Below are 19898 nucleotides of genomic sequence, written 5' to 3'. Positions count from 1 at the left end.
ATTTTGGGTAATCTGTGTCACAGAGATACACACGAGTGGTCGTACGCACATCACTCTCAGGGATCGTTCAAGGAGGTCGTATGACTACATCCGCGCTGGTGAAGAGCCCACGAGGGGTGCTGCAGGGCACTCCTGTGGTCCCGGGAGTGGTGGCCGGGCCGGCGATTGTGCCCGCGCCTCGCGTCCAACCGCAGATAAACGCAGATGTGGTGCCCGAGGAGGGACGCGACGCCGAACTGCAGGCCTTCCGGTCCGCGAGCGCCGCCGTCGCCACGCGGCTGCAGGATCGTGCAGCCGTATCCAGCGGTTCGGCGTCCGAGGTTCTCGCTGCGAACGCCGCGATGGCCGCTGACCGTGGCTGGCTCGGTGCCGCTGAGAAGCTCATCACCGCCGGCAGCTCTGCCACCTCGGCCGCACTGGCCGCCACCGAACAGTTCGCCGCTCTCTTCACCAAGCTCGGCGGGTTGATGGCCGAACGGGTGACGGACCTCCGCGACGTCTGCGACCGGGTGCTGGCCGAGCTCGTCGGCGCGCCCGAACCCGGGATCCCGGTGCCCGAGGTGCCGTCGATCCTGCTCGTCGACGATCTGGCGCCCGCCGACACCGCGGGCCTCGACCCCACGATGATCGTCGGGCTGGCCACCTCGCTCGGAGGGCCGACCAGCCATACCGCGATCATCGCCCGTCAGCTGGGTATTCCTTGTGTCGTCGCGGTCGTAGGTCTGGAAGCCATCGAGACCGGTACGCCGGTGATGCTCGACGGCGAGGCCGGCGAACTGACTGTCTCGCCCGATCCGCAGGCCGCTATCGAGGCCGTCGCGAAGTATCGCCTGATCGCGGAGCGAACTGCTGCCTGGACGGGCCCGGGCACGACGTCCGACGGCCATCGGGTGGATGTGCTCGCCAACGTGCAGGACGGCGCCGGTGCGCGGGTCGCTGCTGGGACCGCGGCGGGTGGTGTTGGACTTTTCCGCACCGAGCTCTGCTTCCTGGACCGGGAGACCGAGCCGACCGTTCCGGAGCAGGCGGCCATCTATCGCCAGGTGCTGGACGCCTTCCCCGAGAAGAAGATGGTGATCAGGACCCTGGATGCGGGTTCGGACAAACCGCTGCGGTTCGCGGAGCACCCGGATGAGGCAAATCCGGCTCTGGGCGTGCGGGGGATTCGTATTGCCGCGAAAGACAGCGGCATCCTGGATCGGCAGCTCGACGCAATTGTCGATGCTGCCGTGGGGCTGAGAAGTGCGCCCTGGGTGATGGCGCCGATGATTGCGACGGCAGCCGAGGCGAGGTGGTTCGCCGGAAAGGTGCGCGAGCGCGGCCTGGTCCCAGGCGTGATGATCGAGGTTCCGGCCGCGGCGCTGTTGGCCGAGCGAATCCTCGACCACGTCGACTTCTTGTCCGTGGGAACCAACGATCTCGCGCAATACACGATGGCGGCGGACCGGATGTCGGCCGAACTGGCCGAACTGACGGACCCGTGGCAGCCCGCAGTGCTCTCCCTGGTGGCAAGGACTGCTGCAGCGGGTGCGGCGGTGAACAAGCCCGTCGGGGTCTGCGGCGAGGCGGCCGCCGACCCGCTCTTGGCGTGCATCCTGGTCGGCTTCGGGATCACGTCTCTGTCGGCAGCGGCATCGGCGGTCGCCGGAGTCGGTGCGAAGCTGGAATCGGTGACCCTGGACGACTGTAAGCGTGCGGCGGCAGCGGTTTTGGAGACCTCTGATCCGACGAGTGCGCGAGCAGTCGCCCGGACCGAACTGGGCTGAACTACTCGCGCACTGGTCGAAAGAACTACAGGTCGAACGGATCCAGTCGGTAGATCACTGGAACTTGGCCGCAGCCTTCTGTGCCTTCTTGGCCTGCTTCTTGGCCCGACCGGACAGCTTGACGCTCTCATCGGCGGCCCGTTCGGCGAGCTGTGCCGCGTAGACGCGGGCAGAGTCGGCGACCACCGGAGCCTTCTCGCGAGCAGTCGCCAGGTACTGCTCGGCGTAGCCGTTGGTCGACTGCCATGCCTTCGATGCCGAATCCGCGAGCTCAGCACTGCGTTCGGCCGCGACGCCCTTGGCGTTCGCGCCGCTCTTGACGGCTTGCGCAGTGAGCGTGGCCTGCTTCTTGGCAGCGACCTTGCTCAATTCAGCCTGCTTCTTGGCGGCTGCCTTGATCAGCTCCGTCTGCTTCTTGTCAGCCCGCTTGCTGAGCTTGGCCTGCTTCTTGCCGGCTTGCTTGGCCAACTTGGCCTGCCGCTTGGACGCGGCCTTGCTCAGGGCAGCGGTCTGGCCGACTGCCACGTCGGCGAACTTGCTGCCCTTCTTGGACGCGACATCAGCCAGCTCCGATGCCCGCTCGGACGCGACACCGGCGAGCACCGCACCACGCTTGGTCGCGACGTCGGCAAACTCAGAACCGCGCTTGGCTGCGACCTCGGCGAGCTCTGAACCACGTTCAGAGGCGACGTCGGCGAACGCGGCTGCTTTCTCGGAGGCGATCTGTGCCAGCACCGACGCCCGGTCGGACGCCACGTCCGCGAACTTGCCGCCGCGATCGGCAGCGACCTCGGCCAGTTCACTCGTGCGTTCGGAGACCACCTCGGCGAGGTGCGAGGCCTTGTCTGCGAGCGCGTCGGTGGACCCGGAGGAACCAGACGGCAGCACCGCGACGACCTTGTCTCCGGCGACGGCTGCGGCCTTACGACCCCGCCACGCCAGCGACGGCTTGCCCTCGGTGTCGACCGTGGCGATCAGCAGTCCGCCGAGGAGACCGAGGTTCTTGATGAAGTGGGCCTGCTGCTCGGCGCGCTCGTGGGGGTCGGTCTCGTTCCAGAAGTCGTTGCCCGCCAGTGTCGTGGGAATGACGACTCCGGCCAGGGTCAAGGAGGCCAGGCGGGGGAATTTTCCGGTGGCGAGAGCGAGACCACCGATGATGTGCACGGCTCCGTTCACCCGCACGACGACCTGTGCGTCTGCGGGGATCAGATCGGCAACCTGCGGGGGGAGTTGGGTTTTAGCCTTGTCGACGAACGGCTGCGCGGTTTCGGCTAGCTGTTCTGGGCGTCGGATCGCATCTATCCCAGTGGCGATGAACGCGCTCGCGAGCAAGGGACGGGCAATTCGGCGGATCAGCATTTAAAGGGCCTCCTCAAGACATTGGTCTGTGTCGAACCTGCTTAACGGACGGACTCCGTCGAGCCTATAGACCTGGCGGGCCCGGGGTACCCAATAGTCCGCTTGGCTAGTCCTCAAACAATGGAAGGAAGGGTATTGCCGATCACTCGCACGGATGTCGGATGCTGGATCATCAAGTGCAATCCGGCAACCGGAACCGACTACTTCGGGACGCTCGATAACATGATTTCGATGGGCGTGTCGTCGACCGTCACACTCGCTGACAGTTGGTGTCTGAGTGCCCGCTCGGGGCGCCGCACCCTGGTGCGTGAGGGCGACCTCGTCGCGTTGTGGGTCACCGGCCCGAAGGACCCCGGCATCTATGAGTACGGATGGGTCACCGGCGTGAAGCCGCAGGAACCCATCGCCGATTCCGAGTTCGTCAACGGAACTGGCGCACCGCAGGACAAGCTCCACTACCAGGCGATTCGTCTGGGGCGCAGCGGTCACATCGCGCGATCGCTGATGCAGGCCACGCCTGAGCTGGCCGCGTGTGAGCAACTACGCGCGCCCATGATGTCGAACCCCAGCTATTTCACCGACGACGAGGTGCGGGGACTGGCCCGGCTCATCGCGGCGCGTCAAACGGCTGGACAATTACGTGCGGCGCGGTGGGACACCCTGCTGTAGCAATCACCAACGGCGCTCGCGCCACTCCTCGAGCTGGGGACGCTCGGCACCGATCGTGGTGTCCAGGCCGTGACCGGGATAGACGACGGTGCTGTCGTCGAAGCGGTCGAACAACTTTGTCTTCACATGGTCGATCAGCGAGTCGAAGTCCTCGGGCGTCTGAGTTTTACCCACGCCGCCCGGAAAGAGTGAGTCCCCGGTGAACAGGTGGGTCACGTCGTCGTCGAAGAACAGTGCGATCGAGCCATCGGTATGGCCTTTGAGGTGAATGGCTTCGAGGCGGAGGTCGCCGACTTCGATGACGTCGCCCTCGTCGATCAGCCGGTCGGTGTGCACCTGGATGGGTTCGGCGTCGATTCGGCCGGCCGCGGTGGGCAGCCCGGTTGCCTTGACCACTTCCTCGAGCGCGATCCAGTGGTCGGGGTGCCAATGCGTGGTGAAGATCAGCTCGATGTTGCCGTGGGACTTGATCAACTCGATCAGGGTGTCGGCATCGTTCGCGGCATCGATCAGCAATGCCTTGCCGGTGCTCTTGTCGGTGATCACGTAGACGTTGTTGTCCATCGGGCCGACGGACAGCTTGACGATCGTCGCTTTGGGCGTGGACTTGCGTTGTGGCACTTCGGATTCGCTGAAGTCGCCGGTGTAGGTGTCGGAGATCGGGGCCGCTGCGCTCATGGCGACAACCCTATCCGGTGCGCCTCGGGCGTGCGCCTCACTCGCCACCGAAAGTACGCCGGTATCGCGTCGGCGACATCCCGAGATGCTTGCGCAGTTGGTGCCGTAGGTTCGCGCCGGTGGCCAGGCCGGACCGCCTGGCCACCTCGTCGATCGGCAGGTCGTGGGACTCGAGCAGTTCGCGTGCCCGATGCATTCGCTGCTTGCGCACCCACATTGCCGGGGTGTCGCCGGTCTCCTCCCGAAACCGGCGATTGAACGTGCGCACGCTCATGTTCGCGCGCCCGGCAAGCTGCGCCACCGTGAGCGGTTCGGTGAGGTTTTCGGCCGCCCAACTCCGGGTCGCCGACGTCGAGTTGTCGGTACTGTCCGGCACTGCAGAGTCGATGAACTGTGCTTGCCCACCATCGCGCCAGGGCGGCACCACGCAGTACTTGGCCACCCGGTTGGCGATCTTGGTCCCGTGGTCGGTACGGATGATGTGGAGACAGAGGTCGATGCCCGCGGCCAGGCCGGCCGACGTCAACACGTCGCCATCGTCGACGAACAGGACGTCCTCGTCGAGTCGCACCGAGGGATAGAGCCGCCGCAGGTCAGCGGCCTTGCCCCAGTGGGTTGTGGCCGGTCTGTCGTCGAGAATGCCCGCAGCTGCGAGCGCGAAGGCGCCCGTGCAGATCGACACCATGCGGGTTCCGGGCCGGATGAAATCGAACGCCGCACGCAGCTCATCGGGAAATGTCCCGTCGAAGCGCACCTGCTCCATCCGTGTCCCCGGGACGATCACGGTGTCGGCGTCGGCGAGTGCGTCGGATCCCCGGGCGGGCACGATGTCGTAACCCGACAGGGTGCTCACCGGGCTGCCGTCCAACCCGATCATCTCCACGACGTAGAGCGGGTTGCCGGCATCGTCTTCCGCCTGGCCGAACACCATCGACGGAATGGTCGCGTCGAACCCGACGACGGGCGCGAGCATGAGGACCGCGATCCGATGCTGTGGCCACGACATGGCAGTAATTCTACATATATTGTCATTTATGCCAATAGCGTCATGAGCCCGAACCGGTCAGAGTTGAGCGGTGACATCAGTTCGTCGAACGTCTGCGAGTCCTGCTCGGCCCCGCCTGCATTGGGCGTGGATCGTTGCTGCGGTGAGCTTTGTCGCGCTGCTCGCGGCGGCTGGTTTCCGGTCGGTGCCGAGCGTGATGATGGATCCACTGCACATGGAGTTCGGCTGGTCGCACGGGACCGTCGGACTCGCGATGTCGATCAACATGACGCTGTTCGGGCTCACGGCGCCGTTCTCGGCCGCCTTGATGGATCGGTTCGGGGTCCGGCCGATCCTCGCGGGAGCACTGACGCTGATCGCCGTCGGGACCGCGCTGAGCGTCTTCATGACCGAGAGCTGGCAGCTGCTGCTCCTGTGGGGCGTCTGCGTCGGCATCGGCACGGGTTCGATCTCGATGGGTTTCGTCGCGACCGTGGCCACCCGTTGGTTCGTGGAGCGTCGAGGTCTTGTGACCGGTGTCCTGACCGCGGCGAGCGCGACCGGGCAGCTGATCTTTCTGCCGCTGGTCGCCCAGATCACGACCGGACACGGATGGCGTCCCGCAGCGGTCGTCGTTGCCGCTGCGGCTCTGGCGGTGGTCCCGTTGATCCTCGTGTTCATGCGAGATCACCCTGCGGACAAGGGGATCGGCCCCTATGGCGCGCCGCTGCAGGCAACCGCACCCACAGCAGTCGGCGGCAGCTTCCGTGCGGCGTTCGACGGGCTCGTCATGGGTGCGCGCACCCGGGTGTTCTGGCTGTTGGCGGCCTCGTTCGCAATCTGTGGTGCCACCACCAACGGCCTGATCGGAACCCACTTCATCCCGGCCGCGCACGACCACGGCATGCCGACGACGGTGGCTGCGAGTCTGCTCGCCACGATCGGGGTCTTCGACGTGGTCGGCACCATCTTCTCGGGGTGGCTCACCGACCGCGTCGACCCGAGAGTGCTGCTCGGTGTCTATTACGTCGGCAGGGGAGTGTCGTTGCTTGCCTTGCCGGTGCTGCTGTCGCCGCACGCGGAGCCGAGCACCTGGGTGTTCATCATCTTCTACGGGCTGGACTGGGTGGCCACCGTGCCCCCAACGATCGCGCTGTGCCGCAACCACTTCGGGGTCAACACGCCCGTTGTTTTCGGCTGGGTCTTCGCTTCCCACCAGCTCGGTGCCGCCGTCGCGGCGTTCGGTGCCGGTTATCTGCGGGACGAGCACGGTGGTTACGACATGGCGTTCTATGCAGCATCGGGCCTGTGCCTGGTGGCCGCGCTGCTCTGCGTCGGCATTCGGCGTCGGCCGGCACCTGCGGAAGGCGTGGAGGCACCGACCCCGGCGCATACTTGAGCCCCGGCGGTCGTCGGGGTCGAAGGAGTCGCGGGACACGACGCAGATGTCCGTGTCGGTCGCGATGGGGGTGGGGCGGTGATCGGCGTGGCCGTGTACTGGGGAATGGACCTGGCGTCGCTGTGGTTCCCTTTGTGACCGTTGACTCGCTCACGGCCGTGATCGTGTTCGTCTTCGCTGGTCAGGAAGACGCCGAAGCGGAGTCTCCACCCGCGGGTGGTACGACGGGTCCGCCGCCACCGGTACCTTGTCAGAGGGTGCCTCTAGCATTGCCGGGTACGCCTGCGGCAAACACCAAAGGCCGACGGAGTCGCAGCGAAAGCCCCAGCAGCGACAGTCGGCAACACCTGATTCGACACCGAAAAGGACCACAGTGGCTGATCGCCTCATCGTGCGCGGAGCCCGCGAGCACAACCTGCGTGGCATCGACGTAGACCTGCCCCGCGAAAGCCTGATCGTTTTCACGGGCCTATCCGGGTCAGGAAAATCCAGTCTGGCCTTCGACACCATCTTCGCCGAGGGCCAGCGCCGCTATGTCGAGTCCCTGTCGGCGTACGCCCGACAGTTCCTTGGTCAGATGGACAAGCCCGACGTCGACTTCATCGAAGGTCTCTCACCCGCGGTCTCCATCGACCAGAAGTCGACCAACCGCAACCCGCGGTCGACGGTCGGCACCATCACCGAGGTCTACGACTACCTGCGTCTGCTGTACGCCCGCGCCGGCAAGGCGCACTGCCCTGAGTGTGGTTCTGCGATCGAGAAGCAGACCCCTCAGCAGATCGTCGACCAGGTGCTCGCGATGGAGCAGGGCATCAAATTCCAGGTGCTCGCGCCTGTGGTCCGGACCCGCAAGGGCGAGTTCGTCGACCTCTTCGGGACCCTTCAGACACAAGGTTTCTCGCGAGCCAGGATCGATGGGGTCGTCTACCCGTTGACCGACCCGCCGAAGCTCAAGAAACAGGAGAAGCACGACATCGAGGTCGTGGTCGACCGGCTCTCGGTCAAGGCCTCGGCCAAGCAGCGCCTCACGGATTCCGTCGAGACCGCACTCGGCCTCGCCGACGGTGTCGTGGTGCTGGACTTCGTCGATCTGGAAGAGAACGACCCGGATCGGGAGCGCCGCTTCTCCGAGCGGATGGCCTGCCCGAACGGCCATCCGATCGCGATCGATGATCTCGAGCCCCGTTCCTTCTCGTTCAACTCGCCCTACGGTGCCTGTCCGGACTGCGACGGCCTCGGAATCCGCAAAGAGGTCGACGAAGAACTCGTCGTCCCCGACGCCGATCTCTCCCTCGCCGACGGCGCCATCGCGCCGTGGTCAGGCGGGCACAACGCCGACTACTTCCTGCGTCTGCTCTCCGGTCTCGGTGACGAGATGGGTTTCGATACCAAGACGCCGTGGAAGAAGCTCCCGCTCAAGGCGCGCAAAGCGATCCTGAACGGCAGCGAGCACCAGGTGCACGTCCGATTCCGTAACCGGTACGGCCGCACCCGCTCGTATTACACCGAGTTCGAGGGTGTGATGTCGTTCCTTCACCGCCGGATGGAGCAGACCGAGTCCGAACAGATGAAGGACCGCTACGAGGGCTACATGCGCGACATCCCGTGCCCGGCGTGCGCCGGCGCACGGTTGCGTCCAGAGATCCTCGCGGTCACGCTCGACCACCATCGCTACGGCGAGAAGTCGATCGCGGAGGTCTGCGCACTGTCGGTGTCCGAGTGCGCCGACTACCTCTCCGACCTCAAGCTGGGCACCCGTGAGCAGGCCATCGCCGGCCGCGTTCTCAAGGAGGTGCAGTCGCGCATCACGTTCCTGCTCGATGTCGGCCTGGAGTACCTGTCGCTCTCGCGCGCCGCGGGGTCGCTGTCGGGCGGTGAGGCGCAACGTATCCGCCTCGCCACCCAGATCGGTTCCGGTTTGGCCGGGGTGCTCTACGTCCTCGACGAGCCGTCGATCGGTCTGCACCAGCGCGACAACCGGCGACTCATCGACACCCTCACCCGGTTGCGCAACCTGGGCAACACCCTGATTGTCGTGGAACACGACGAAGACACCATCCGTGCGGCGGACTGGATCGTCGACATCGGTCCCTACGCCGGGGAGCACGGCGGCCGCGTCGTGCACAGCGGAAGCTATGAGGACCTGCTCAAGAACGAGGAATCGCTGACCGGCGCCTATCTGTCCGGCCGCGAGTTCCTGGAGGTCCCCACGATCCGTAGGCCCATCGACCGCAAGCGGCAGTTGACCGTGGTCGGTGCCCGCGAGCACAACCTGCAAGGCATCGACGTGGTGTTCCCCCTCGGTGTGCTCACCGCGGTCACCGGTGTGTCCGGGTCGGGCAAGTCCACCCTCGTCAACGACATCCTCGCCACGGTGATGGCGAACAAGCTCAACGGTGCGCGCCAGGTGCCGGGGCGGCACACGCGCATCAACGGTATGGACAACCTGGACAAGCTCGTGCGGGTCGACCAGTCGCCGATCGGCCGCACCCCGCGGTCCAACCCGGCCACCTACACCGGTGTCTTCGACAAGATCCGCACCCTGTTCGCCGCGACCACCGAGGCGAAGGTCCGCGGTTACCAACCGGGCCGGTTCTCGTTCAACGTCAAGGGCGGCCGCTGCGAGGCCTGTACCGGCGAGGGCACCATCAAGATCGAGATGAACTTTTTGCCCGACGTGTACGTGCCGTGCGAGGTGTGCCACGGCGCGCGGTACAACCGCGAGACCCTGGAAGTCCATTACAAGGGCAAGACCATCTCCGAGGTCCTGGACATGCCGATCGAGGAGGCCGTCGACTTCTTCGAGGCCATCACCTCGATCCACCGGTATCTCAAGACCCTCAACGACGTCGGCCTGGGTTACGTTCGTCTAGGCCAGCCGGCTCCGACGCTCTCGGGTGGTGAGGCGCAGCGCGTGAAGCTGGCCGCCGAACTCCAGAAGCGGTCGACCGGACGCACGGCGTATGTCCTGGACGAGCCGACGACGGGTCTGCACTTCGAGGACATCCGCAAGCTGCTCAAGGTGATCAACGGACTGGTCGACAAGGGCAACTCGGTGATCGTCATCGAGCACAACCTCGACGTCATCAAGACCGCCGACTGGGTCATCGACATGGGACCCGAAGGTGGATCCGGCGGCGGCACCGTCGTCGCCGAAGGCACCCCCGAAGACGTCGCGGCGGAGCCGGCCAGCCACACCGGACGCTTCCTGGCGGATATCCTCACGCCCGCCGAGGCCGCGACACCCGTGAAGGCGAAACGCAAAGCTCCCGCACGAAAGACAGTTGCGAAGCAAACTGGACGTAAGCGAGCAGTCGCCGCGAGCTGAGTCAGCCCTCGGACCGCGCACCAACTCTAGGAGCCAGTACATGGTCGACATGAAACCCCGCAGTCGCACGGTCACCGACGGAATCACCGCGGCTCCCAGCCGCGGCATGCTCCGTGCGGTCGGCATGGGCGACGAAGACTGGGACAAGCCCCAGATCGGCATCGGGAGCTCGTGGAACGAGATCACCCCGTGCAACCTGTCGCTCGACCGGTTGGCCCAGGCCGCCAAAGAGGGTGTTCATGCCGGTCTCGGCTACCCGCTGCAGTTCGGAACCATCTCCGTGTCCGACGGAATCTCGATGGGTCACGAGGGGATGCACTTCTCGTTGGTGTCGCGGGAAGTCATCGCGGACTCGGTGGAGACCGTCATGCAGGCCGAGCGCCTCGACGGATCAGTGCTCCTCGCCGGTTGTGACAAGTCGCTGCCGGGGATGCTCATGGCTGCCGCCCGCCTCGACCTGGCGTCGGTTTTCCTCTACGCCGGCACCATCGCGCCTGGTTGGGTCAAGCTCAGCGACGGGTCCGAACGCGACGTCACCCTGATCGACGCTTTCGAGGCCGTCGGGGCATGCCGGGCCGGCAAGATGTCCGAGGACGATCTCGGCCGCATCGAACGTGCGATCTGTCCGGGTGAAGGTGCGTGCGGTGGCATGTACACCGCCAACACGATGGCGTCCATCGCGGAAGCGCTGGGTATGAGCTTGCCCGGGTCGGCGTCGCCGCCGGCAGCGGACCGGCGCCGCGATGCCTTTGCACATCGCTCCGGCGAAGCCGTCGTCAACCTGATCCGCCAGGGCATCACCACGCGCGACATCATCACCAAGGCTGCGCTGGAGAACGCCATCACCATCACGATGGCCCTCGGCGGCTCGACCAACGCAGTGCTGCATCTGCTGGCCATCGCGAGCGAGGCCGAGGTCGAGTTGCATCTCGACGACTTCAACAAGATCGGTGACCGCACCCCGCACCTCGGCGATCTCAAGCCGTTCGGGCGCTACGTCATGAACGACTTCGACCGATACGGCGGCATCCCGGTGATCATGAAGGCTCTGCTCGATGCCGGCCTTCTCCACGGCGACGCGCTGACCGTGACCGGCAAGACTCTTGCCGAGAACCTCGGCGAGATGGACATCGCCCCACTCGACGGCAAAGTCATTCGCGCCCTGGACAACCCGATCCACAAGACCGGTGGGATCACCATCCTGCACGGTTCGCTCGCACCGCAGGGCGCAGTGGTCAAGTCGGCAGGCTTCGACGCCGACACCTTCGAGGGGCCTGCCCGGGTCTTCGAACGGGAGCAGGGTGCGTTGGCTGCGCTGGCCGACGGCGTCATCAAGGCGGGCGACGTGGTGGTCATCCGCTACGAAGGACCCAAGGGTGGCCCCGGCATGCGTGAGATGTTGGCCATCACCGGCGCGATCAAGGGCGCGGGCCTCGGCAAAGACGTCCTGCTCCTCACCGATGGCCGGTTCTCCGGTGGCACGACCGGTCTGTGCATCGGCCACATCGCTCCCGAGGCCTCCGACGGGGGACCGGTCGCGTTCATCCGTGACGGCGACACGATCCGCGTCGACATCGCGGGCCGCACCCTCGACCTCCTCGTCGACGACGACGAACTCGAGGCGCGAAAGCAGGACTGGCAGCCGCTCGACCACAAGTATCAGCGGGGTGTGCTCTCGAAGTACGCGAAGCTCGTCCGCTCGGCGTCGGTCGGCGCCGTCACCCACTGACCCCCGGCCCCTCCGATTTTGGTGGCTTTTGGCGAGAAGAAGCCCAGGTCGGCTCCGCCAGAAGCCACCAAAACCGGGCTAGACGGGGCCGGTCTGCTTTTCGCCGGGTCCCTGACCGGGTTCGTCCGGGTGCGCACTGGCCTCCCGGAACGCGAGTTGCAGACTCTTGAGTCCGTCGCGGAGTGCAGAGGCGTGGATCCCGAGGTCGGACACCGACGCTTGGATCAGCCCGGCGAGCGCGGTGATCAGTTTGCGCGCCTCGTCGAGATCCAGATGGGGGCTCGTCGACGGGTCGGCCTCGGACAGGCCGAGCTTCTCGGCCGCTGCACTCATCAGCATCACCGCGGACCGCGTGATCACCTCGATCGCCGGGATTTCGGCCAGGTCACGCACGTCAGGCTCGGAATTCATGTTTTCCGTCATGCCTGTTAGACTTTCACCTACGACCGCCCTGGCTCACGCCGGGGTTGCAAGTGGAGTTCACACTCCCACCGCTCGACATCGTGCGTTCGCAAGAACCAACGAACAGTTGAACGGTCCGGTTTTGTCGCCGGAGATGCCGCACCGCGGAATATCTCCGGTGGTCTCTGAGTTGGAGGCTTTGATCGCTGTGATGCGATAGGTGACATGAACCGGTCGGTGTGGGCCCCGTCGATGACATTCATCGATCCGGGGCCTTTTCGCTGAGGATCTGTCTCACCAGTTGCGGCTGCGGTCAAACTGAAAACGTCTGCCACGAGGAACCACCTACGTACGCGGACACAAATGAGGAGGCCCCATCAGCACTGAGACTCGTATCAATGAGCGTATCCGCGTACCTGAGGTCCGTCTTGTCGGACCCAACTCGGAGCAGGTCGGCATCGTCCGCGTAGAAGATGCCCTGCGCTTGGCAATCGAGGCCGATCTCGATCTGGTCGAGGTTGCCCCGAACGCCCGCCCACCGGTCTGCAAGATCATGGACTACGGCAAGTTCAAATACGAGGCGGCACAGAAGCAGCGCGAATCGCGTCGCAACCAGCAGATGACCGTCATCAAAGAGCAGAAGCTCCGCCCGAAGATCGACGACCACGATTACGAGACCAAAAAGGGTCACGTCATCCGCTTCCTCGAAGCAGGGTCGAAGGTCAAGGTGACGATCATGTTCCGCGGACGCGAGCAGTCGCGACCTGAGCTCGGTTACCGACTGTTGCAGCGCCTCGGCGCCGACGTCGGAGACTTCGGCTTCGTCGAGACCTCCGCCAAGCAAGACGGCCGCAACATGACGATGGTCCTGGCCCCGCACAAGGGTGCCAAGACCAAAGCACAAGCCCAGAAAACCCACCCCCCGCAAGAGGCACATCCGCGCCCCGCAGCGGGCCCGGCCGGCGAAGCGAAGCCAGACTCAGGAACGGCCCCGGCCGCTCCCACGAGCTGATCGCACTCACAGGTCGACGACACAGGAAGGCATTTCCATGCCCAAGAGCAAAACCCACAAGGGAACCGCGAAGCGTTTCAAGGTGACCGGCAGCGGCAAGATCGTTCGCCAGCGGGCGAATCGTCGCCACTTGATGGAGCACAAGCCCACCAAGCGAACCCGTCGACTCGATGGCACCGTCGTCGTTTCCGAGAACGATGTTCCCCGCATCAAGCGGTTGCTGAACATCTGATTGCGCTTCGAACCAGACCACCCCGCTGCCGGTTCCCGGTGGCCAATTACTAAGAGGTAAATCAAGCTATGGCACGCGTAAAAAGGGCAGTGAACGCCCAGAAGAAGCGTCGTTCAACCCTGGAGGCTTCCAAGGGTTACCGCGGACAGCGTTCGCGGCTCTACCGCAAGGCCAAAGAGCAGCAGCTCCACTCGCTGACCTACGCCTACCGTGACCGCCGCGCCCGCAAGGGTGAGTTCCGCAAGCTGTGGATCTCGCGGATCAACGCTGCGGCCCGGGCCAACGACATCACCTACAACCGCTTCATCCAGGGTCTGAAGATCGCTGGTGTCGAGGTCGACCGCAAGATCCTCGCCGAGATCGCTGTGAGTGATCCCGAGGCCTTCACGGGTCTGGTTGCTGTTGCCAAGAAGGCCCTGCCTTCGGACGTCAACGCTCCGGCCGCCTGATCGAGCCCGCCATAAACATCCCCGCGCCGGACGTTCTCACCGAACGTTCGGCGCGGGTTGTTTCGTTTGCCAAGCTGCACCGGTCCGCTGGTCGTCGTAAGGCCGGGGCGTTCCTGGCCGAGGGGGCCAACGCCGTCGAGTCGGCGCTTGCCACCCGGCGCGCGGCAGTGCTGCTCGCCACCGACGACGCGCTCTATCGGTATCCGGACCTCATCGCGTCCGCCGCAGACGGTGGGGTCGAGGTCGTGCGGATCTCCGACGGGGCCGCCGGCAAACTCGCCGAGACGATCACGAGCGCGGGTCTTTTCGTGGTCTGCGATCTGCTCGATGTGTCGATGACGTCGGTGCTCCAGAGCGCGCCGCAACTGCTGGCCGTTCCCGTCGAGATGACCGACCCCGGCAATGCCGGGACTCTGATCAGGACAGCCGACGCCATGGGGGCCGATGCGGTCATCCTCGCCGGGGACAGCGTCGACCCCCACAACGGCAAGTGCGTCCGGTCCACCGCAGGCAGCGTGTTCCACATCCCGATAGCCCGGGAACGAGACACCGATGAGGTGCTCTCGGCGCTGAGTGCAGCCGGGGTGGCGATCTGCGCGACCGCGGGTGATGGGGAGCTGAGTCTGCCTGACGCCGCTGAAGTGCTCTCCGGCCCGACGGCCTGGCTGTTCGGGAACGAGGCGCACGGCCTGTCGCCGGAGGTATTGGCCCGTGCCGACCACCGGATCTCCATACCGATCCACGGCCGTGCGGAGAGTCTGAACCTGGCCGCGGCGGCAGCGATCTGCCTCTATGCCAGCGCCGATGCCCGGAGCCGGGTCGACTACCCTCGAACCGGATCGAAACCGACCCACTGACCCGTACTTCAGCCCAGAAGTCACCTACCTTAGGGAGTTGCCGCAGCCGTGGCCGACGTCGACGAACAGACACTGGCGAGTGCAGTTGATGCTGCTGTCGCGGCATTTTCGGACGCCGCGACCCTTCCGGACCTCGCAATCGCGAAGACCGAGCACCAGGGTGACAAGTCGCCTATCGCACTGGCCCGTCGCGAGCTCGGTTCACTACCGAAGGAGAAGAAGGCCGAGGTCGGCAAGCTCGTCAACGTTGCTCGCGGCCGCGTGCAGAAGGCGTATGAGGAGCGACTCGCTGCGCTGACAGCTGAGCGTGACGCCGCGGTCCTGATCGCCGAAGCGATCGATGTCACACTGCCCAGCACGCGTCGACCGCTCGGTGCCCGCCACCCGATCACCGTGATCGGGGACCAGGTCGCCGATGTGTTCGTCGGCATGGGCTGGGAGATCGCCGAGGGTCCCGAGGTCGAGACCGAGCACTTCAACTTCGATGCACTGAACTTCCTGCCGGATCATCCCGCTCGGTCGATGCAGGACACGTTCTACATCGCGCCGCCCGAGTCGCGTCAGGTCCTTCGCACGCACACCTCACCGGTGCAGGTGCGGGCGATGCTGTCGCGGGAGCTGCCGATCTACGTCGCATGTCCGGGGCGGACGTTCCGGACCGACGAACTCGATGCCACCCACACGCCGGTCTTCCATCAGGTCGAGGGGCTTGCGGTCGACAAGGGCCTGACGATGGCGCATCTTCGCGGCACGCTCGACCACTTCGCAAAAGCATTGTTCGGGCCGGAGACGGTGACGCGGATGCGGCCCAGCTATTTCCCGTTCACCGAACCCTCGGCCGAGGTCGACGTCTGGTTCACCGGCAAGAAGGGTGGCGCGGGCTGGGTCGAGTGGGGTGGCTGCGGCATGGTCCATCCAAATGTGTTGCGGGCCAGCGGTATCGACCCCGAAATTTATTCCGGATTTGCTTTCGGGATGGGTCTGGAGCGGACCCTGCAGTTCCGCAACGACCTGCCAGACATGCGCGACATGGTCGAGGGCGACATCCGCTTCACCGTGCCTTTCGGCCCCGGTGCCTGAGCGCCCCGCCAAGCCAGAGCCCGCAGAACAAACGAAAGAGCTGAGTTTCCAGTGCAACTAGCGCAGTCGTGGCTGACCGAGATCCTGCAACATGGCACTCCCGGGTGGACGAGGCCGTCGGCAGAGATCGACGATGCCTTCGTGCGAGTCGGTTTCGAGATCGAAGAGATCACGCCGTTGCCGGTCATCACCGGACCGCTGGTCATCGGCAGAGTCGAGCACATCGAGCAGCTCACCGAGTTCAAGAAGCCGATCCGGTTCTGTCAGGTCGACGTCGGCGAATCCGAGCCGCGTGGGATCGTCTGCGGTGCCCAGAACTTCGCCGAGGGCGACTTGATCGTCGCAGCGCTGCCCGGCAGTGTGCTGCCCGGCGACTTCGCGATCGCTGCGCGCACGACTTACGGCAAGACCTCCGACGGCATGATCTGTTCGGTGTCGGAGATGGGAATCGGCAATGACCACAGCGGGATCCTGGTCCTGCCCCCCGAGATCGCCGCACCCGGTACCGACGCCCGCGAGGTACTCGGCCTCGATGACACGATCATCGACGTCAACGTCACGCCCGACCGGGGTTATGCATTCTCCGCACGCGGCCTCTCGCGTGAACTCGCCTGTAGCTTCGATCTGCCGTTTGTCGATCCGGCCACCGCGCCGTCGATCCGGACCAGCGTCGGAGAATCTGGCTGGCCCGTGCACCTCGACCCCGAATCAGGCGCCACCCGGTACTGCGCCCTGGTGGTTCGCGGGATCGATCCGACGGCTCCGAGCCCGTGGTGGATGGCCAAGCGGCTCATGCTCTCCGGCGTGCGGCCCATCTCGGCAGCAGTCGACATCACCAACTACGTCATGCTGGAACTGGGTCAGCCGCTGCACGCGTTCGACGCGGGCAAGATCTCCGGCGACATCCGGGTTCGGCGCGCGAACCCGGGGGAGCAGCTCACCACCCTCGACGACACCACGCGCACGCTGGACCCCGAAGATGTTGTCATCACCGACGACAGCGGCCCCATCGCCCTCGCCGGTGTGATGGGCGGCGCCGCGACCGAGATCGGTGCGCAGAGTGCCGACGTGTTGCTCGAGGCCGCAACGTTCGATCCGGTCGCCGTCTTCCGCACTGCCAAGCGGCACCGGTTGACGAGCGAGGCGAGCAAACGGTTCGAGCGGGTGGTCGACCCGAAGGTGACCGATGTAGCAGTGCTGCGCGCTGCCCAGCTCCTCGTCGAGATCTGCGGGGGCACCGTCGAATCGACGTACACCGATGCCGGGTCGGTACCTCCACCCGCGACGGTGCTGATGGCCGAGCAGGCGCCGTCGGCAACTGCCGGCATCGAGTATCCGGTCGGCGTTGCCCAACAACGACTCGTCCAGGTGGGCGCGGCTGTCGAGGCGGCAGGCGAGATGCTGACGGTGACCCCGCCCAGCTGGCGACCCGATCTGCGCCAGAGCGCGGACCTCGTCGAAGAGGTGCTGCGCCTCGAGGGTTACGAGAACATTCCCGTTCGACTACCGACGGCACCGGGTGGGCGCGGTTTGGCTCCGCGTCAGATCCGGCGCCGTAGCGTCGGCCGCAGTTTGGCGCTGTCGGGATATGTCGAGGTGCTGCCGTACCCGTTCATGCCGGCGGGAGTGTTCGATCTCTGGAACCTGCCCGCGGATGATCCGCGTCGCGCCGCCGTCACGGTCCTGAACCCACTCGAGGCCGACCGGCCGGCGCTGAACACCACTCTGCTGCCTGGACTGCTCGAGATGGTCGGCCGCAACCTGGCTCGCGGACAGCGAGATCTGTCGATGTACACGATCGGTCAGGTGGTGCTCGGTGGCGGGAACGTCCGTCCCGTTCCACAGTTGCCTGTGGACCGTCGGCCTTCCGCCGAGCAGATCGCTGAGTTGGTCGAATCGCTGCCGGCGCAACCACTGCATGTCGCGGCGGTCCTCACCGGACTGCGGGAACCGGCCGGGCCGTGGGGCAAGGGCCGTGCCGCCGACACCACCGACATCTTCGATGCTGTCGCCATCATCGGGCAGGCCGCGGGCGTCGAGTTGACTCTGAAGTCGGCAGCGGAGGTGCCGTGGCATCCGGGCCGGTGCGCACAGATCCTCGCCGGCGGCACCGTGGTCGGCTGGGCAGGTGAGCTGCACCCGGCGGTGCTGGAGAAGTCGCATCTGCCTGCGCGATCGCTGGCTCTCGAGATCGATCTCGATGCAATCCCGGTGAACTCCGAGCTCGTGTCCCCGAGGATTTCGCCGTATCCACCTGTGTTGCAGGACCTTGCGGTGGTCGTCGATGCGGACGTGCCCGCCGAGGATGTCCGCGCCGCACTGCGTGAAGGCGCCGGGGACCTGCTCGAGAGCATCGGACTCTTCGACGTGTTCACCGGCGACCAGGTCGGGCAGGGACGCAAGTCGCTCACCTTCTCGCTGCGCTTCCGCGCGACGGACCGTACCCTCACCGAGGACGAGGCCACGGCCGCCCGCGACGCCGCCCTGGCCAAGGCGACGTCAGCGGTCGGTGCTCAGATGCGCGGCTGACCCTCAGTCGAACTGACCAGATCCTCGGGGGCCGAGGGCTTGTCGTCATCTGAGGTGTGGTGACCGCGCAGCGTCAACGCCGAGACCACTGCGCCGATGGTGGCCAACCCGGCGGAGACCCACAACGCTTTGTCGAGACCCGCGACGTAGACGTGCGGGTCCATTCCGGAGAAGACGGACTCTGCGGGTAGCAGAGCACCGAGTGCCGCGACGCCGACCGCGATACCCGTCTGCCGGAACGCATCGTTGATGCCGGCCGCGAGCCCGGAGTGCTCAGCTGCGCTGGCATCGAGAACGAGACCGCTCATCACGGGGTTGAAGATCCCGGCGCCGATCATGGCCACGAGCATGCCCGGCAGGATGGTCCACTTGGAGCTGTCGACGTCTGCCACCGTGGTCATCGCGAGCCCGACCCCGACGAGCAGCAGCGAACCGGAGAGCAGAATCCACGCAGGCACACGCTGCCCGAGCTGCGCGGTCGCGCCGGCGACGATGAACATCGCGGCGGTGGCAGGCAGGTACACCAGGCCCGCCTCGATCGGGCTCATGCCGAGCACACTCTGCAGATAGATGGTGGTGTACAGGAACACAGAGAACAGGGATACGGAGATCGCGAAGGCGGCGACCTGAGCACCGGTGAAAGCTCGGTTGCGGAACATCTCGAGGGGAAGCATCGGCTGGGTCACCCGCATCTCGACGACCAGGAAGGCCGCCGACGACACTGCTGCGATCGCGAACGACGCCACCGTGACGGTCTCGGTCCATCCGTGCTCGTTTCCGCGGAGCAGCGCCAGTACCAGGGTCGCGAGGCCGATCGATGCGAAGATTTGCCCGCCTACGTCGAGGCGACGGAAGTTCGGGTCACGTGATTCGGGTACCCACGTCATCGTCGCCCACAGCGCGAGAATGCCGATCGGGAGATTGACGATGAATATCGCCCGCCAGTCCAGCCACTCCGTGAGCATGCCGCCGACCAATGGCCCGAGTGCGAATGCGCCGCCTATGGTGGCGCCATAGGCAGCCAGTGCGCCCGCGCGATCCTTACCCGGCGCGAACACGTCGGCGAGCAGCGCCAGCGAACACGCGAACAAGATTGCGCCGCCCAGACCCTGGATTGCGCGGGCGACATCCAGTGTGACGATGTCGGGCGCGATCGCACACACCACGGATGCCGAGGTGAACAGGATGAGTCCGACGACAAAGACATGTTTGCGGCCTCGCCGGTCAGCCCACGAGCCTGCGCTCAGGACCACGGTCGCCAGTGCGAGGGTGTAGGCGTCGACGACCCACTGCAGGCTGGTCATGCCGGCATCGAGGTCGACGGCGATGGATGGGAGGGCGGTGTTCACGACGGCGATGTCGAGCATGAGCATGGCGGTGGTGACGCAGACGACCACGAGGGTCGCTCGTCTCACCGTCGCTGA

Annotated in this window: 16 protein-coding genes; 11 read left to right on the top strand and 5 right to left on the bottom strand. The window is 65.7% G+C overall.

The features are described 5' to 3' along the window. The first annotated feature begins 80 nt into the window (after positions 1–80). Positions 81–1766, top strand: a complete 1686-nt coding sequence (locus J3S28_RS24645) for a putative PEP-binding protein (RefSeq protein ID WP_207843599.1) — start codon at positions 81–83, stop codon at positions 1764–1766. Positions 1767–1820: 54 nt separating this feature from the next. Here the strand turns inward: J3S28_RS24645 and J3S28_RS24640 are convergent, their stop codons facing one another. Continuing rightward, positions 1821–3125, bottom strand: a complete 1305-nt coding sequence (locus tag J3S28_RS24640) for a DoxX family protein (RefSeq protein WP_207843598.1) — start codon at positions 3123–3125, stop codon at positions 1821–1823. Between the two features lie 231 nt (positions 3126–3356). On the opposite strand from J3S28_RS24640, the gene J3S28_RS24635 reads away from it, so the two are divergent. After that, positions 3357–3794, top strand: a complete 438-nt coding sequence (locus J3S28_RS24635; protein WP_207843597.1) for a hypothetical protein — start codon at positions 3357–3359, stop codon at positions 3792–3794. Positions 3795–3797: 3 nt separating this feature from the next. On the opposite strand, the gene J3S28_RS24630 is transcribed toward J3S28_RS24635, so the two are convergent. After that, a complete protein-coding gene (locus tag J3S28_RS24630; protein ID WP_207843596.1) occupies positions 3798–4472 on the bottom strand; it encodes an MBL fold metallo-hydrolase in 675 nt (224 codons plus the stop codon). A 37-nt stretch (positions 4473–4509) separates the two neighbouring features. Beyond that, complete coding sequence (locus J3S28_RS24625) at positions 4510–5478, bottom strand: GlxA family transcriptional regulator (RefSeq protein WP_207843595.1); 969 nt, start codon at positions 5476–5478, stop codon at positions 4510–4512. Positions 5479–5548: 70 nt separating this feature from the next. On the opposite strand from J3S28_RS24625, the gene J3S28_RS24620 reads away from it, so the two are divergent. The 3 genes from J3S28_RS24620 (at position 5549) to ilvD (ending at position 11913) form a co-directional block, all read left to right on the top strand. Beyond that, positions 5549–6856 carry an MFS transporter gene (locus J3S28_RS24620; RefSeq protein WP_207843594.1) on the top strand — a complete coding sequence of 436 codons (1308 nt, stop codon included), beginning with the start codon at positions 5549–5551 and terminating at the stop codon, positions 6854–6856. Positions 6857–7229: 373 nt separating this feature from the next. Then, positions 7230–10184 carry an excinuclease ABC subunit UvrA gene (uvrA, locus tag J3S28_RS24615; RefSeq protein ID WP_207843593.1) on the top strand — a complete coding sequence of 985 codons (2955 nt, stop codon included), beginning with the start codon at positions 7230–7232 and terminating at the stop codon, positions 10182–10184. A 40-nt stretch (positions 10185–10224) separates the two neighbouring features. Continuing rightward, the gene (ilvD, locus tag J3S28_RS24610) at positions 10225–11913 is read left to right on the top strand and encodes a dihydroxy-acid dehydratase (RefSeq protein ID WP_207843592.1); all 1689 of its coding nucleotides are present in this window, start codon (positions 10225–10227) and stop codon (positions 11911–11913) included. 78 nt (positions 11914–11991) lie between these two features. Here the strand turns inward: ilvD and J3S28_RS24605 are convergent, their stop codons facing one another. Then, positions 11992–12336: a DUF1844 domain-containing protein gene (locus tag J3S28_RS24605; protein WP_084892197.1), complete on the bottom strand. Its 345-nt coding sequence runs from the start codon at positions 12334–12336 to the stop codon at positions 11992–11994. Positions 12337–12691: 355 nt separating this feature from the next. Between J3S28_RS24605 and infC the strand changes: the two genes are divergently transcribed. The 6 genes from infC (at position 12692) to pheT (ending at position 18474) form a co-directional block, all read left to right on the top strand. Continuing rightward, complete coding sequence (gene infC, locus J3S28_RS24600; protein WP_207843711.1) at positions 12692–13327, top strand: translation initiation factor IF-3; 636 nt, start codon at positions 12692–12694, stop codon at positions 13325–13327. Positions 13328–13364: 37 nt separating this feature from the next. After that, positions 13365–13559 carry a 50S ribosomal protein L35 gene (gene rpmI / locus J3S28_RS24595; RefSeq protein ID WP_207843591.1) on the top strand — a complete coding sequence of 65 codons (195 nt, stop codon included), beginning with the start codon at positions 13365–13367 and terminating at the stop codon, positions 13557–13559. Positions 13560–13627: 68 nt separating this feature from the next. After that, entirely contained in the window at positions 13628–14008 is a 381-nt protein-coding gene (rplT, locus tag J3S28_RS24590) for a 50S ribosomal protein L20 (protein WP_084835833.1), read from the top strand. Positions 14009–14025: 17 nt separating this feature from the next. Continuing rightward, on the top strand, positions 14026–14865 hold the full coding sequence (locus J3S28_RS24585) for a TrmH family RNA methyltransferase (protein WP_307797421.1): 840 nt from the start codon (positions 14026–14028) through the stop codon (positions 14863–14865). Between the two features lie 48 nt (positions 14866–14913). Beyond that, positions 14914–15945, top strand: a complete 1032-nt coding sequence (locus J3S28_RS24580; RefSeq protein ID WP_207843590.1) for a phenylalanine--tRNA ligase subunit alpha — start codon at positions 14914–14916, stop codon at positions 15943–15945. Positions 15946–15996: 51 nt separating this feature from the next. After that, on the top strand, positions 15997–18474 hold the full coding sequence (pheT, locus tag J3S28_RS24575; protein WP_207843589.1) for a phenylalanine--tRNA ligase subunit beta: 2478 nt from the start codon (positions 15997–15999) through the stop codon (positions 18472–18474). Here the strand turns inward: pheT and J3S28_RS24570 are convergent. After that, positions 18459–19889, bottom strand: a complete 1431-nt coding sequence (locus tag J3S28_RS24570; RefSeq protein ID WP_307797405.1) for an MFS transporter — start codon at positions 19887–19889, stop codon at positions 18459–18461. The two genes, pheT and J3S28_RS24570, sit on opposite strands and share 16 nt — an antisense overlap. Positions 19890–19898 lie beyond the last annotated feature (9 nt).

The sequence above is a fragment of the Williamsia soli genome (assembly GCF_017377795.1).
Lineage (GTDB): Bacteria > Actinomycetota > Actinomycetes > Mycobacteriales > Mycobacteriaceae > Williamsia > Williamsia soli.
The sequence above is the reverse complement of the archived record's forward strand: the minus strand, read 5'-3'. Positions and strand labels throughout refer to the sequence as shown.